The 14,410-nt window shown below is 66.6% G+C and carries 14 protein-coding genes and 1 other RNA gene; 2 read left to right on the plus strand and 13 right to left on the minus strand.

The features are described from left to right. Positions 1–126: 126 nt before the first annotated feature. From purL to QNN99_RS11960, 8 genes are all read right to left on the minus strand, one after another. On the minus strand, positions 127–2,433 hold the full coding sequence (purL, locus tag QNN99_RS11925) for a phosphoribosylformylglycinamidine synthase subunit PurL (protein ID WP_229966648.1): 2,307 nt from the start codon (positions 2,431–2,433) through the stop codon (positions 127–129). Continuing rightward, complete coding sequence (gene purQ, locus QNN99_RS11930; RefSeq protein WP_442860525.1) at positions 2,434–3,210, minus strand: phosphoribosylformylglycinamidine synthase subunit PurQ; 777 nt, start codon at positions 3,208–3,210, stop codon at positions 2,434–2,436. Continuing rightward, positions 3,210–3,464, minus strand: coding sequence for a phosphoribosylformylglycinamidine synthase subunit PurS (gene purS / locus QNN99_RS11935; RefSeq protein WP_229966649.1), 255 nt, complete (start codon positions 3,462–3,464; stop codon positions 3,210–3,212). Before purS ends, purQ begins: the two co-directional genes overlap by 1 nt. A 186-nt stretch (positions 3,465–3,650) precedes the next feature. Continuing rightward, positions 3,651–4,061, minus strand: a complete 411-nt coding sequence (locus QNN99_RS11940) for a hypothetical protein (RefSeq protein WP_229966650.1) — start codon at positions 4,059–4,061, stop codon at positions 3,651–3,653. Between the two features lie 147 nt (positions 4,062–4,208). Continuing rightward, a complete protein-coding gene (locus tag QNN99_RS11945) occupies positions 4,209–4,685 on the minus strand; it encodes a hypothetical protein (RefSeq protein WP_229966651.1) in 477 nt (158 codons plus the stop codon). 31 nt (positions 4,686–4,716) lie between these two features. Next, on the minus strand, positions 4,717–5,262 hold the full coding sequence (locus tag QNN99_RS11950; RefSeq protein ID WP_229966652.1) for an SRPBCC domain-containing protein: 546 nt from the start codon (positions 5,260–5,262) through the stop codon (positions 4,717–4,719). Further along, entirely contained in the window at positions 5,205–6,185 is a 981-nt protein-coding gene (locus QNN99_RS11955; RefSeq protein WP_442860518.1) for a 3-methyladenine DNA glycosylase, read from the minus strand. The genes QNN99_RS11950 and QNN99_RS11955 overlap by 58 nt, the downstream gene beginning before the upstream one ends. Before the next feature lie 105 nt (positions 6,186–6,290). After that, positions 6,291–6,788 (minus strand): MarR family winged helix-turn-helix transcriptional regulator, encoded by a 498-nt coding sequence (locus QNN99_RS11960; RefSeq protein ID WP_229966653.1) that lies wholly within the window; start codon positions 6,786–6,788, stop codon positions 6,291–6,293. An 83-nt stretch (positions 6,789–6,871) separates the two neighbouring features. On the opposite strand from QNN99_RS11960, the gene QNN99_RS11965 reads away from it, so the two are divergent. Both QNN99_RS11965 and QNN99_RS11970 read left to right on the plus strand, forming a co-directional pair. After that, entirely contained in the window at positions 6,872–7,087 is a 216-nt protein-coding gene (locus QNN99_RS11965) for a hypothetical protein (protein WP_229966654.1), read from the plus strand. A gap of 173 nt (positions 7,088–7,260) precedes the next feature. Beyond that, positions 7,261–7,575 (plus strand): hypothetical protein, encoded by a 315-nt coding sequence (locus QNN99_RS11970; RefSeq protein WP_229966655.1) that lies wholly within the window; start codon positions 7,261–7,263, stop codon positions 7,573–7,575. A 16-nt stretch (positions 7,576–7,591) separates the two neighbouring features. Here the strand turns inward: QNN99_RS11970 and QNN99_RS11975 are convergent, their stop codons facing one another. The 5 genes from QNN99_RS11975 to QNN99_RS11995 all read right to left on the minus strand — a co-directional run bounded on the left by QNN99_RS11975 (position 7,592) and on the right by QNN99_RS11995 (position 13,719). After that, a complete protein-coding gene (locus QNN99_RS11975; protein ID WP_229966656.1) occupies positions 7,592–8,878 on the minus strand; it encodes an aspartate kinase in 1,287 nt (428 codons plus the stop codon). 232 nt (positions 8,879–9,110) lie between these two features. Beyond that, the gene (gene recR, locus QNN99_RS11980) at positions 9,111–9,707 is read right to left on the minus strand and encodes a recombination mediator RecR (protein WP_229966657.1); all 597 of its coding nucleotides are present in this window, start codon (positions 9,705–9,707) and stop codon (positions 9,111–9,113) included. A gap of 96 nt (positions 9,708–9,803) precedes the next feature. After that, positions 9,804–12,851, minus strand: a complete 3,048-nt coding sequence (locus tag QNN99_RS11985) for a DNA polymerase III subunit gamma and tau (protein WP_229966658.1) — start codon at positions 12,849–12,851, stop codon at positions 9,804–9,806. A gap of 78 nt (positions 12,852–12,929) precedes the next feature. Continuing rightward, positions 12,930–13,025: signal recognition particle sRNA small type (ffs, locus tag QNN99_RS11990), an RNA gene on the minus strand. 7 nt (positions 13,026–13,032) lie between these two features. After that, entirely contained in the window at positions 13,033–13,719 is a 687-nt protein-coding gene (locus QNN99_RS11995; protein ID WP_229966659.1) for a GNAT family N-acetyltransferase, read from the minus strand. Positions 13,720–14,410: the final 691 nt, after the last annotated feature.

Genomic DNA, 14,410 nt, shown 5'->3' on the forward strand with positions numbered 1-14,410 from the left:
TCCCCGCGCGGGGGCACGCCCCTTATGGCCACTCGCGGGGGGGGGGGGCGCCGCCCCCCCCCCCCCCCCCCCCGCCCCCCCCCCCCCCCCCCCCCCCCCGGGGGAGGGGAGGGGGAAGTGGGAGAGTTAGCCGAAGTACTTCGGCAGGGTTCCCTCGTGGGCTTCCTTCAGCTCGGAGAGGGGGAGCGAGAAGTGGCCCTGGAAATCCAGTGCCCCGATCTCGGTGTCCACCACGCCGATTCGCATGTGGGCATAACCGCGGGCCGAGCACATGTCCTTGAACCGGACCTCCTCGCTGCGCGCCACCGACACTAAGGCCCGGGACTGGGTCTCGGAGAACAGCATCGTGAACAGGTCCACGCCGTCGCGCTCGCAGGCTTCATCCAGCCCGATCCGCGCGCCGACGCCGAAGCGCAGCGCCATCTCGGACAGGGCAGCGGCCAGGCCGCCCTCGGACAGGTCATGCGCGGCGTCGATCATGCCGTCGCGGGAGGCATTGACCAGCAGTTCGCCGAGCAGCTTCTCCCGCAGCAGGTCCACTGCCGGCGGCCGGCCGCCGAGGTGGCCGTGCAGGTTGGCGAATTCCGAGCCGTCCAGCTCGTCCTTCGTGGCACCCATCAGGTAAATCGCCTGGCCGTCTTCACGCCAGCCCGACGGCGTGCGGCGGGCGACGTCGTCGAACACGCCCAGCACGCCCACCACGGGGGTCGGATGGATGGCGACGCCGCCGGTCTGGTTGTACAGCGAAACGTTGCCGCCGGTGACCGGGATGCCCAGTTCGCGGCAGCCGTCGGCCAGGCCGCGGACGGCCTCGGCGAACTGCCACATGACCTCGGGATCCTCGGGGGAGCCGAAGTTCAGGCAGTCGGAGACGGCCAGCGGGGTGGCGCCGGAGGTGGCGACGTTGCGGTAGGACTCGGCCAGGGCCAGCCGGGCGCCCTCGTACGGGTCCAGGTAGGCGTAGCGGCCGTTGGCGTCGGTGGAAATGGCCACGCCGAGGCCGGTGGTTTCATCCACGCGGATGACGCCGGCGTCGTCGGGCATGGCCAGCGCGGTGTTGCCCTGCACGTAGCGGTCAAACTGGTTGGTCACCCAGGACTTGTCGCACATGTTCGGTGAAGCCATCAGTTCCAGGATGGACTTCTTGATCGCGTCGGCGCCGAACGGGCGGGTGCCGGCGAAGGAATCCGCCTGCAGCTTGTCCTGCCACTCCGGGCGGTGGAACGGGCGGTGGTAGACCGGCCCTTCGTGCGCCACGGTCTTGGGGTCAACGTCGACGATGGTCTCGCCGGCCCAGTCGATGATCAGCCGGCCGGAGCCGGTGACTTCGCCCAGCCAGGAGTATTCCACGTTCCACTTGGCCATGATCGCCTCGAACGCCTCGACGTTCTCCGGCGTCACCACGGCCATCATGCGTTCCTGCGACTCGGACATCAGGATCTCGCCCGGGGTCAGGGTGGGATCGCGCAGCAGCACATTGGTCAGTTCCACGTGCATGCCGCCGTCGCCGTTGGAGGCGAGCTCCGACGTCGCGCAGGAAATGCCGGCCGCGCCCAGGTCCTGGATGCCCTCCACCACTGCGGACTTGAACAGTTCCAGGCAGCACTCGATGAGCACCTTTTCGGCAAACGGATCGCCCACCTGGACGGCGGGGCGCTTGGAGGGCTTGTCCGCATCGAAGGACTCCGAGGCCAGCACGGAGGCGCCGCCGATGCCGTCCCCGCCGGTGCGCGCACCGAAGAGGACCACTTTGTTGCCGGTGCCCGAGGCGTTGGCCAGGCGGATGTCCTCGTGGCGCATCACGCCCACGGCCAGGGCGTTTACCAGTGGGTTGCCCTGGTAAACGGAGTCAAAGACCAGCTCGCCGCCGATGTTGGGCAGGCCCAGCGAGTTGCCGTAACCGCCGATGCCGGAGACGATGCCGTGCACCAGGCGCGCGGTGTCCGGATGGTCGATCGCGCCGAAGCGCAGCGGATCCATGACGGCCACCGGGCGGGCGCCCATCGAGATGATGTCGCGGACAATGCCGCCGACGCCGGTCGCGGCGCCCTGGTAGGGCTCCACGAAGGAGGGGTGGTTGTGGGATTCGACCTTGAAGGTCACCGCCCAGCCTTCGCCGATGTCCACCACGCCGGCATTCTCGCCGATGCCGACCAGCAGGTGCTGCTTCATCTTCTCGGTGATCTTCTCGCTGAACTGCGACAGGTGCACCTTGGAGGACTTGTAGGAGCAGTGCTCGGACCACATGACCGAGTACATCGCCAGTTCCGCCGCGGTGGGGCGGCGGCCCAGAATCTCGACGACGCGGTTAAATTCGTCTTCCTTCAGGCCTAGTTCGGCCCACGGAAGCTGCGTGTCGGGGGTGGCGGCGGCGTGCTCGACGGTGTCGATGCGGAATTTCTTCGCCTCGGTGGAGGCTGCGGAAACGGTCATTTATTTGCCTCCGGCAACGAGCGAGGTGAGTACTGAGGTGAAGATGCCCAGGCCGTCGGTGCCGTAGCCCAGCCCGACCTCGCCGTAGGCGGAGGAATCCGGGCCGAAACCGGCCTCGACGGCGTGTTCGGGGTGCGGCATGAGCCCGACGACGTTGCCGGCGGCATTGGTAATGCCGGCAATGTTCCGGCGCGAGCCGTTGGGGTTGCCGCCGTCGTAGCGGAACACCACGCGGCCTTCGCCCTCGAGCTCGTCCAGGGTCTTTTCGTCGGCCACGTACTGGCCGTCCTGGTTCTTCAGCGGAATGACCATGCCGGCATCCTTCGCGTAGGCACCGGTCCACGCCGTCGCATTGTTCTCCACCCGCAGCAGCTGGTCAGCGCAGGAGAACTTGAGGTGGTTGTTCTTGATCATTGAACCGGGTAGAAGGTGCGCCTCGGTCAGGATCTGGAAGCCGTTGCAGATGCCGAGCACGGGCATGCCGCCCTTCGAGGCATCCACCACCTTGTCCATCAGCGGGGCAAACCGGGCAATGGCGCCCGCGCGCAGGTAGTCGCCGTAGGAGAATCCGCCGGGAATGATGACGGCGTCCACGGACTGCAGGTTGGCTTCGTTGTGCCAGAGGCCGACGGCGGTGCCGCCGGCGAGGGTGACCGCACGGGCGGCGTCGCGGTCGTCAAGGGTGCCGGGAAAGGTGATGATGCCGATCCGGACGGCCCGCAACGCGTCGTTGGCGGGCGTTACGGCGAAATCGCCGATCAGGGGCGTACTCAAAATCAGGCCTCCGGGATTACTTCAACGCGGGTGACGTCCTCAATGACGGGGTTGGACAGCAGCGTGGCAGCAGCGGTGCGGGCCTGCTCGAGGAGTTCCGGAGTGACTTCTCCGTCAACGGTCAGCTCAAAGCGCTTGCCCTGCCGGACGCCGGTGAAGCCGGTCAGGCCGAGCCGGGGGAGGGCGCCGGCGATGGCCTTGCCCTGCGGATCAAGGATTTCAGGTTTTGGCATGACGTCAACAACGATCCGGGGCATCCGGGCAACTCCTGTAAGAGAAATGGGTGGCCGCGGACCCTGCCGTCTCACGCTGATTCAGCGCTCCGCGAGCTTGCTCCCTCAGTCTAGCGGCGTTTGGCCTGGCAGTCCTTTCGTGTCGTTCGTCCGTCCGCAAACCGGTGCGTGGAGCGGCTGGCCCGCACCAAGATCAGGCGGGCAACCGGATCAGGCAGGTACGCCGATCTGGAAGCCGCACCGGCACCGCAGCACCGTGGTGTCGAGCTGGACCTCCGGAACGGCAACCGCGTCAGCCCCGGTGTAGACGGGTTCAAAAATCGACACGGACGCGGTGTCCTTCGGCTGCATCGGCTCACCGCAGTGCAGATACTGGGCGTCCGTGCTGTTGCTGTTCATTCGGCGGGCCCACAGCGGGGAGTGCCGGATCGCGTGACCGTAGAAGCGGTCACACTCGGAGCAGGTGTAGCTGATTTCCAGGAACTCAGCGGCGTCTTCGCCGATGGCAGGTTCCACTGCTTCGATAATCAGGTAGTCGTCCGTCCTGCAGTGCGTGCACCACGGGACGTAGGTTTCCGGCGCGGGTTCTGCCGCGCCTTCCGGTCTCGCTTGCGTTGACAAGATCGTTCCTCCGGTTCGCATCCGGACGGTAAACTCCGTCGCCCGGAAAGATAGTAAGTATGCTTACCTAGTTTACGGACGCGACGGAGCCGTGACAAGTCCGCAGGCAGGGCCGTCACGGGAGCCCCAGGCCTGCGGCCCTGGTCCCTACAGCGGCCCCTCGGCCGGGCCGAGCAGGCCGGCAAGGCTTTCCCAACGTCCGATCTCGCACCCGTTCGCGAGCGAGAAGCCGCGGTCCACGCTCTCGCCGTTGAGCGTGCCGCTCACCTGCGCCCGCTGCGGCCCGGCGATCATCTGGGTGCAGGCCAGGTTGGGATTGGGGGGAGCGAACAGATCGGCCCCCTGGGTCGCCAGCACCTCGCAGGCAGCTGCCGGATCGGGCGCGGCGGAGCTGCCCGCCGGCGCGGCGCCCTCGCACTCCAGCGTGTAGGTGTCCTGCACCTCGGTCCCCTTGGGGCTGAACTCGACGGTCAGCGACGTGGCCGCCGGAGAGGACGGAGCCGCGCTGGAGGACGCCGGGGAAGGTGAATCGGACGGCGCGGAGCCGGCCGAGTCGCCGCACCCGGTGAGGGCAAGGGCGGCCGCAGCCACGATCAGCAGGCTTCGATACGGGGGACGGAACATGAGTGAGACCTCCAGATAGGGTGGTCCCAGCCTAGCCAGTCCCGCCGCCAGTCCCCGGAGGATCACTGTAATCCGCGGCTGCCCGCGCCTGGGCCAGGAAATACGGACCCTGACCGGGGTAGTAATCGTCAAACTCGGGAACGGCGCCGCCGGTAAGAGTGGCGGCCAGCCGGTCCAGATAGTATTCCCAGCCCGGCCCAACGCTCTCCGCGGCCAGCGGGTCATCCAGATGGTGGATGAAGTCCAGCCGGGTGCCGCCGGAACTTTCCTGAAACCGGACTTCCAGGTCCCAGCTGCCGTATTCGTCCTCGACCAGCAGGCGCAGCAACTCCGGCGCGGAGCATTCGGCGATCTGCAGCCGGCTCCAGGGAAGTCCGTCCTCGTACAGCATCTGCAGGTCGAGGCTCCCGCCCCGGACGGGCGTGCCCTCCCAGCGCCCGAACCACTGCGCGGCCCGGACCGGGTTGGCAAAGCTGTGCCACAGCACCGGCGGCGGTGCGGTGAAGCTTCGGGTTAACGTCAGGTCGTAGGCCTGGGGTCCGGTGCGGTGGATCCGGCCGGTGGGTTCTGGTTGCACGGCTGCTCCTGAAGAGGTTCCAGCAGGCCCAGGATGCGGGCCCGCAGCTGCTGTGATTCCGCGCTGAAGTCGCGCTGGGCGCCAGCATATAGTCCGCGGCCGGCCGGTGTCTCGACCGGGATCGGGGTGTAGCCCCAGTCCTCCAGGTCATAGGGGGACGCGCGCATGTCCATCTCCCGGATGCGCCAGGACAGCTCGAAGCAATCCATCACCAGGTCGCTGGGCAGCAGCGGCACCAGTTTGTACGTCCACTTGTACAGGTCCATGTTGGCATGCAGGCACCCGGGTTGTTCCAGGTCCGGCTGGGTCTCGCGGGTGGGCGTCAGCTCGTTCAGCGGCACGGCCTGGGGCGTGTAGAACCGGAACGCGTCGATGTGGGTGCAGCGGATCCGGCTCTTCTCCACCAGTTCGTCGGTCCCTTGTGCGCCCAGGCGCAGCTGCAGGTAGTCATGCCGGATGCCGTTGGTTTCGGATTTGTAGGCCATGGCCCACTCGTGCAAACCGAAGCAGCCAAGCGAGGGCTTCCGGGCGGCGGTGCGGGAGAGCAGCATTCGGGTGAAGTCCACGGTGCTGCCCCGTGCTTCGGCGAACGCAGCCAGATCGACCGTGACGGCAGTGGTGCCGGCGTCGAGCCCCTCGCTGGCCAATTCCGCCGCGGTCAGCGTGCGGTGGAACTTCCAATCCGTGCGCTCGGCAGCCGCCGGTCCGGTCAGGACGACGCCGGCCCCGGGATGCCAGCGCAGCAGCTGCCCCGGCTTCTGTGAGTAATAGGTAAAGAGGAAATCCTCCACCGGGTGCTTCCGTCCCGCCGAACGGCGGGCGAGGAAACCGTCCACAAAGGGCTGTACGCGCTCGCGGTGCTGCCGGCTCAGCGGCAGCCACTGGTGCTCGGCCAGCACGGCGGAAAATCGGGTAGGGCTCACCAACCCATTATCCCGCGTGCCGTCGCCGCTGTCGTGCAACGGATGCGGAGGCCAGGCATGCGCAGCCTGACCAACCACTTAACCCAACCGCCTAACCCAGCCGGCCTATACCCCGGCCGGCTTGTTCCCGGGCCGGCTCGGTTCGGGGCTGGCCGCGGCGGCCTGCGCGGTAGTGATCAGCTGACGCATGGTGCCGTTCAGTTCCTGCACCTGTGCCCGGGTCAGGCCCAGCCGGCCCATCATGGTGTCCGGCACGGCAGCGGCTTTTTGGCGCAGCGCCCGGCCGGTCTCCGTCAGGTCGACGGCCAGGGACCGGTCATCTCCGGGCGCGCGGTTGCGGGCCACCAGGCCGGCTGCCTCCAACCTCTTCAGCATCGGCGACAGTGTGGCCGGGTCCATGGCGAGGGCGCCGCCGAGGCTGCGGACGCTGCGCGGACTCTGCTCCCAGAGCGCGAGCATCACGAGGTACTGCGGATGGGTGAGTCCCAGGTTTTCTAGGACCGGCTTGTAGGCGCCGACAACGCTCCGGGAAGCCACGGAGAGGGCAAAGCACAGCTGATGCTCCAACAGGAGGTCCTCGTCAGTCTGGTCCACTGTTTCCACATCCCAACTTTTCCTAATCATTAGTGCACTAATGATTAGCGTACTATGGCAGCAGGAGAAGTCGCTGTGGAAAGGTGCGGGATATGGCTGACAAAGAGAGCTTTACTTCGAAATTCATGCGGACCACCGGCAAGGTGCGGCTGATTTTCGGTCCCGCGCAGACCAGTTCCCTGGATCATCCGATGACAGAGGAGAACCAGCAGCTGCTCAAGGAGCAGCAGGCGCAGGAAAAGGCGCAGTGGCAAACCGTCAAGCGCGCCGACGGCAGCTCCTACATCCTTCCGCGCCAGCCGGACTAAGCGCGGATTGCCGCCCTCAACGAAAAAACTATTCGTCGCCCGGGTTCACGCATCTGCCGGCCGCGTACCGTTAATTCATCAGAAAAACAGTCACCCGGCCGCGCCGCTTGGTTGCGGCGCGGGCAGCCCGGTTCAACCGCACACACTCGTTCAACCGCACAGGGGGAAATCCCATGAGCGACGAAAAGCAACAACCCACTTCCGGCCCGGCCCGCCGGCGCCACTCCGTGCTGGGGGCACTGGACAGGCTGGCCTTCGGGTTCTTCGGACCTCCGGAACGTGAAGCTTCGCCTCGTCCCGTCATCCACCGGCACGACAGCCTCGAAGCTGAGATCGACAATCAGCTGCAGGCAATAAATGTGGAAACGGACGAGGAGGGGCACCACTACGGCGTCCGGAGGATCGAAGCAAAACCCGTGACGCCCAATCCGGGAGTGATCTATCCGTATTACTCGGGCCGGCCGCCGCTGAACGCGCCGGAAACCTGACCGGCCACAACCTTCCCTAGCGCCCGGTGCCGCCGTACACGGTGGCTTCGTCGTCGCCGTCGAGCCCAAAGGCAGCGTGGACGGCGCGCACCGCCGTGTCCAGCAGCTTGGCGTCGGTGACCACGGAGATGCGGATCTCGGAGGTGGAGATCATGTCGATGTTCACTCCGGCTTCGTGCAGCGCCTGGAAAAACCGGTGCGAAACGCCCGGGTTGGACCGCATGCCGGCGCCGATCAGCGAGAGCTTGCCGATCTGCTCGTCGTAGTCGATGGTGTCGAAGCCGACCGTTTCCTTGGCTGCGTTCAATGCATCGATGGCGTCCTTGCCGTCAATGATCGGCAGCGTGAAGGAGATGTCGGTCCGGCCCGACCCCTGGGTCGACACGTTCTGGACGATCATGTCGATGTTCGAGTTGGCGCCGGCCACAATGCCGAAGATCTCTGCGGCCTTGCCGGGAATGTCGGGAACGCCGACCACCGTGACCTTGGCCTCTGAGCGGTCGTGTGCAACACCGGAAATGATGGGCTGTTCCAAGGGTTCTCCCTCTTGAATCTTGATCTTGTCATCGGGGCTGGGCAGGACCCAGGTTCCCTCATGCTGGCTGAAGGAGGACCGCACGTGCAGCGGGACGCCGAAGCGGCGGGCGTACTCCACGCAGCGCAGGTGCAGGATCTTGGCGCCGGAGGCGGCCATTTCCAGCATTTCCTCGCTGGAGATCGTGTCGATCTTCTGGGCTGACGGTGCGACGCGCGGGTCGGCCGTGTAGATGCCGTCGACGTCGGTGTAGATCTCGCAGACGTCCGCGCCCAGCGCGGCGGCGAGCGCGACGGCGGTGGTGTCGGAGCCGCCGCGGCCCAGGGTGGTGATGTCGTGGCTGTCCTGGCTCATGCCCTGGAACCCGGCGACGATGGCGACGTCGCCCTTTTCGATGGCCGTCTTGATCCGGTGCGGCGAGACATCGATGATGCGGGCCTTGCCGTGGATGGCGTCGGTGATCATGCCGGCCTGGCTGCCGGTAAAGGACTGGGCGGAGCCGCCGAGTTCGTTGATGGCCATGGCCAGCAGCGCCATCGAGATGCGTTCGCCGGCGCTGAGGAGCATGTCCATTTCCCGGGCATTTCCGCCGGTGGTGATCTGTCCCGCGAGGTCCAGAAGTTCATCGGTGGAATCGCCCATGGCAGAGACCACCACGACGACCTCGTTGCCGGCGGCATGCGTGTCAACGACCCGCTTGGCGACGCGCTTGATGCCTTCGGCGTCCGACACGGAGGAACCGCCGAATTTCTGCACTATCAGGCTCATGCGTACACGCTCTCTGAATTACTTCCGGTTGCTGCCCGGCGACATCTTCGGCGCGGTGCATGTGATTTTCTTCCCCGGGGTGTGCCGGGAAGCCGGGCCACGGATACTGTGGCCGATCAGCAAAAGTCTATCGTTGGAGTCGCGGCGGGCCGAAATGTTCCGGACTTATGCACTTAACGTCACGTGCTGTGCTGCCGGTTCCGGCGGCCGGCCGGAAGGCTGCCCGTGAGCGCTAGGACATGCTGCGGCGGCCCTCGAAGGCCCGGCCGAGCGTGATTTCGTCAGCGTATTCCAGGTCTCCGCCCACGGGCAGGCCCGAGGCCAGCCGCGTGACGTTGATGCCCAGGGTCTTGAGCATCCGGGACAGGTAGGTGGCCGTTGCTTCACCCTCAAGGTTGGGGTCGGTGGCAATGATGATTTCGGAGATCTGCTCATCGGACAGCCGGCTCAGCAGTTCGCGGATGCGCAGTTGGTCCGGACCGATTCCGGCAATGGGATTAATGGCGCCGCCCAGCACGTGGTACCGGCCGCGGAAGGATCGGGTGCGCTCCACCGCAATGACGTCCTTGGACTCCTCCACCACGCAGATCATGGTCGGGTCGCGGCGCGTGTCGCGGCAGATCGTGCAGGTTTCCTGCTCCGTCACGTTGCCGCAGATGCTGCAGAACTTGACCTTGTCCTTCACCGTGACGATGGAGGACGCGAGCTTCCGCATGTCGTCCGGATCCGCCTCCAGGATGTGAAAGGCAATGCGCTGGGCAGACTTGGGCCCGATGCCCGGGAGCCTGCCGAGCTCATCAATGAGTTCCTGAACGGCACCTTCGTACACGTGACCTTCTCTGCTGGATAGATGTGCGCTGTGGCTGTGCTGGTGATCTGCGGCCGGCGGGTGGTTCCGCCGGCCGCAGATCCGGAACGAGTGGGGTTAGCGGCCGTCGAGGCTGCGTTCCTCGATCAGCCGGCCGCCCAAAATGCGCTCAATGGCTTTCCTGCCCACCAGCCCTGAATCTTCCAGCCTGATGTCATCTGCGCTGGGGACGTCTTCCACCAAGTTTACGTTGCCGCGCCCGGCGGAGCCGTTTGCCGGGACGCCGCGCTGGGCAGCTTCATTCAGCAGCTTCTGGTAGCGGCTCAGCGGTCGGCCGGTTCCGTTCGGGGCGGGGGCCGACGGCGCCGGCTGGGACGGCTGCTGGGGCCGCGACTGTGGCTGAGCTGCAGCTGGAGCAGCGGAGGCCTGCGGCGGGCCCCCCTGAGCCGCTGCCGGCCTGTCGGCTTCGGTTGGCGCCGAGGAAACGCCCGGAAGGCCTGGCCCTGCCGCGGCTTTCGGCCCTGAGGGCGCAGCGGCAGCAGTGCCTGGTGCCACCGCGTCACCGCGGGCCGAAGTTCCCTGTGCTTCGCGCGCGCCCTGGCGTGCCGGTGAAGACCCGGTTCCCGCCCAGTTCGTGGCAGCCCACTCGGTGTCCGATAAATGCCCTGCGGAGTACACGTCTGCGGGCGGCTCGGCCTGTTCCCAGGCATTGCTTTCCGGACCGCCGGCATAGGGATCCTCCGGGGGTTCCTGCTGCCAGTCCTCGGGAAGGGGGCCGCCCGGGGCGGCCTTGCGGGCACGGCCGGGCTGCGGCGCGGACTGCCGTCCGTTGCGGGGCGCCTGGCTGGCGGAATCCGGCATGTTGCTTTGGCCGCGGCGCCGGTTGAGGGCGGCGGCAGCTGCCGGGCCGGAGGCAACGGGTGCGGCACCCTGCACGTCGCGGGCCGGGGATGCAGCCGGTGCAGGGGAAGCCGATGCGGCCGGAGCCGCCTGAGCAGTGGGTGTGGGTGCGGGTGCGGATGCCGAAGGAGACGGCTGTGCCGCGGGGGCAGGAGCAGCCGGAGCCGGCCTGGATGCAGCCGCGACCGGAGCGACGGCAGCGGTCTTCTGCGCGGAATTCGCTTGTGCGGACTGCGGCTGCGCGGAGTGCTGCTCTGCGGACTGCGGTTGGACGGACTGTTGCTGGGGCGGAGCCTGGACCTGTGCGGAAGCCGGCGCCGGGGTTAGCCGGCTACCTGCTTTTGGGCCCGACTCACCCGCTGCCGCTGAGCTGTCGTGCACCACGTTGACTTGGCAGTCCACGCCGAGCACCTGGCTGACCGCTTTTCGAAGGTTTTCCAGATGATCCGGGCGGTTGAAGTTGGTGGCAGCGCCCTGGTTGCTGAAGGCCAGTTCCAGGATTCGTCCGTCGAAGGACTTGGGGCTGGCATTCTTGCTGACGTTGAGCCACGTTGCGCGCCGGATTCCGGTGAGCGCATCCATGATTTCCGGCCATGCGCGGCGGATCATTTCGATCTGCCCGCCGCTTGGAGCGGCACCCGGAGCGGCACCCGAACCTGCGGGGACCGGACCGTTGGCCGCGGGCTGGTTAGCCTGTGCGGACGGCTGCGCGGCGGACGCTGGCTGGGAAACCTGCGGGCGTTCCGGTCCGGATGCGGCCGGACGGCGGCTCTGTTCCGGAGCCGACGCCGGGGTTGAGGCCGGAGCCGACGCCGGGGCTGCCGCTGCGGGGCGTGCAGAAGCCTGCGGTTCCGGGGCGGTGGCCCAGGTTCCGCCCCAGTCCAGGGGAGAGCTGTCCTGCGCCGTGCCCGCAGGCGCACCGGCGGGAACCGCGGGGACAGGCTCTGCAGCGGCCGGAGCGGGCGAGGAAGCAGCCGGAGCTGACGGTGCGTCCGCCACCACAGCGGGAGTCTCCGGCGTCATCGTCGGGCGTCCGGCGGGGATTGACTCGACGGGCGAGGATGCGGCGGCGGCGCGGCCGACCGCCTCGGTGCTGTCGCCGGCGTAGCTCAGGCGCCGTTCGAGGCGGTCCACCCGTGCGGCGGTGCCGCGTTCGGTCTGGTCGGAGGCCGGCAGCAGGATGCGTGCGCACAGCAGTTCCAGATGCAGCCTCGGGGAGGTGGCTCCGGTCATCTCCGTCAGCGCCGTATTGGTGATGTCAGCGGCCCGGGACAGTTCGGCGCCGCCCAGCTGTGCGGCCTGGGTGCTCATCCGGTTGATCTGGTCTTCGGGCATGCCGCGCAGCACCGCGGCGGCGCTGTCCGGCATGGCGTGCACGATGATCAGGTCGCGGAACCGTTCCAGCAGGTCCTCAACGAAACGCCGGGGATCCTGGCCGGTCTGAATCACGCGGTCCACCGCCCGGAAAACGGTGGCGGAATCGCCGGCAGCAAAGGCGTCGACGACGTCGTCGAGCAGTGAGATGGGCGTGTAGCCCAGGAGGTTGACGGCCAGCTCGTAGTCGAGGCCGTCGGGTCCGGCACCGGCCATCAGCTGATCCAGGACCGACAGCGAGTCGCGGACCGAGCCGCCGCCGGCGCGGATCACCAGGGACAGCACGCCGGGAGCCACCGGAACGTTTTCCTGCTGGCAGAGCCGGTCCAGATAGGCCAGGAGCGGTTCGGGCGGAACCAGCCGGAACGGATAGTGGTGGGTGCGGGACCGGATGGTGCCGATCACCTTGTCCGGTTCCGTGGTGGCGAAGATGAACTTGATGTGTTCCGGCGGTTCTTCGACGATCTTCAGCAGCGCATTGAAGCCTGCCGGGGTGACCATGTGGGCCTCGTCGATGATGAAGATTTTGTACCGGTCGCGGACCGGCGCGAAGGTGGCGCGTTCCCGCAGATCGCGGGCATCGTCCACGCCGCCGTGGCTGGCGGCGTCGATCTCGAGGACATCGAGGCTGCCGGAGCCGTCGCGGGCCAGTTCGACGCAGCTGTCGCACTTGCCGCAGGGGACCGGCGTCGGTCCCTCGGCGCAGTTGAGGCAGCGGGCCAGAATGCGGGCGGACGTGGTTTTGCCGCAGCCGCGCGGGCCGGAGAAGAGATAGGCGTGGTTAACGCGGTTTTTCGAGAGGGCCGCCATCAGCGGCTCCGTGACGTGCTCCTGCCCGATCACATCCGCGAAGCTCTCGGGACGGTAGCGGCGGTAAAGGGCTGTACTCACAGATAGAACCCTATCGGTTGGCACTGACGGTTTGCATCCCGGCGCCAGGGGCGGGGAAAACCAGTTGGTCCTGAAAAAATTAAAGACCCCTCATGCACCTGCCAGAGCCCGCTTACCCTTGCTACCTTCCGGTCCTGGGGGAGTTCACAGGATGACACCACATGAGGGGCCGCGAACCAGTCTACCCGATTTTTGGACCGGTTTTGCGGGCACCGGTTTCAGGCGGTTCGGCGCCCTCATTTCCCGTCCTTATGTAGCGGTACATGTCCCGCCACTTGGCGCCCACTTTCTGCCAGGACGGCAGCAGCGCGTCCCTTCGATAGCCGGCCTTTTCGGCGGTCCGCCAGGAGCCCTCGTTCCACGGCTCTATATACAGGTCGATCCGCGGCATCTGCTGGACCGTCATTGCCCAGTCGGTCAGCAGCGCCAGGGCGGCGCCGGCGTATCCCCGATTCCGGTGGTCGGGGCCGATCCAGTAGCCGATCGTGTCGGGGTTCCCGGTCCGGCGCGACGACTGGCCCGGCCACAGCCCGATCTGGCCCACGCCGACGCCGGTGGCGGCATCGGCGACGGCGAAGGACCACCCGGCGCCGCTGGCAAGCCGGTGATGCTGCCGTTCGATGAAGGCCAGCGCCTCATCGCACCCGACGGTGGAGGGAACCGAAGTGATCAGGGGAATCAGCGGATCCTGCGAGGCCGACTGCACCAGTACGACGTCGGCGGCCGTGAAGGCCCGGAGTGTCACCCGGGGGCGGGTCGCCGCGATGATGGCTCCGCCGGCTGTCGCCTCGACGCCGGAAAGCAGAGGGCTGCTGAGGACGGGCAGCTCAAGGGGGCCGGATGTTCGTCGTCTGCGCGCCGCGGTCATGACCAGCCTTCCCGTCTCTCGATGCTCTCCCTCTACTTCGATGCTTCCCCTCCATAGTGCCAACGTCCGGCGCCAACAACCTCCCTGCATCTCCCTACATAAGGGCGCGTCACTGCCGTGGGGTGGGTAACCCTGCCGTGAGTAACCCTTATAGGGACACCCTGCACGGTAAGCAGGGCCAGGCAGCGTGCCCAGCAGGTAGGAACAGGCACTCTGCCCCGGGGTGCCGAAAGGTCCACGGATCGGCTTGCCGGGAGGCTCCCGGGGCGATTTGCGGCCGGGTCCAAACCTGTGTAGAGTCTTCTAAGTCGCCGCGGCCGGGAGTTGGAAAACTTCACGAGCATGGCGGCCACACCACACCAAAAACATCCTGGTGATCCATCCTGCGCTGAGAAGCCCGGGAGCGGAAAGCCGGGGATTTGGCGTGGGTTTCTCCGGACAAAATGAAGCAGTCTTCGGAATATCCCGAATTGCTAAAACAGTCCGGATGAAATAGAATAAAGAAACACTGCAGCGAAGAGAAAAGAAAGACATTCAATTGTTTTTCCGAGTATTTCGGATGCATCTGTTGTTTGAGAACTCAATAGTGTGCCAAGTTTATTGATACCAATTATTTTAATTGGTTGAACTGGTTCTTCCGCCCACCCCGTGGGTTGGGAGGACTTTTTTAGCTGGTTTCGAATTTAGTGCA

This window comes from Arthrobacter sp. zg.Y820, assembly GCF_030125555.1.
Taxonomy (GTDB): domain Bacteria; phylum Actinomycetota; class Actinomycetes; order Actinomycetales; family Micrococcaceae; genus Arthrobacter_B.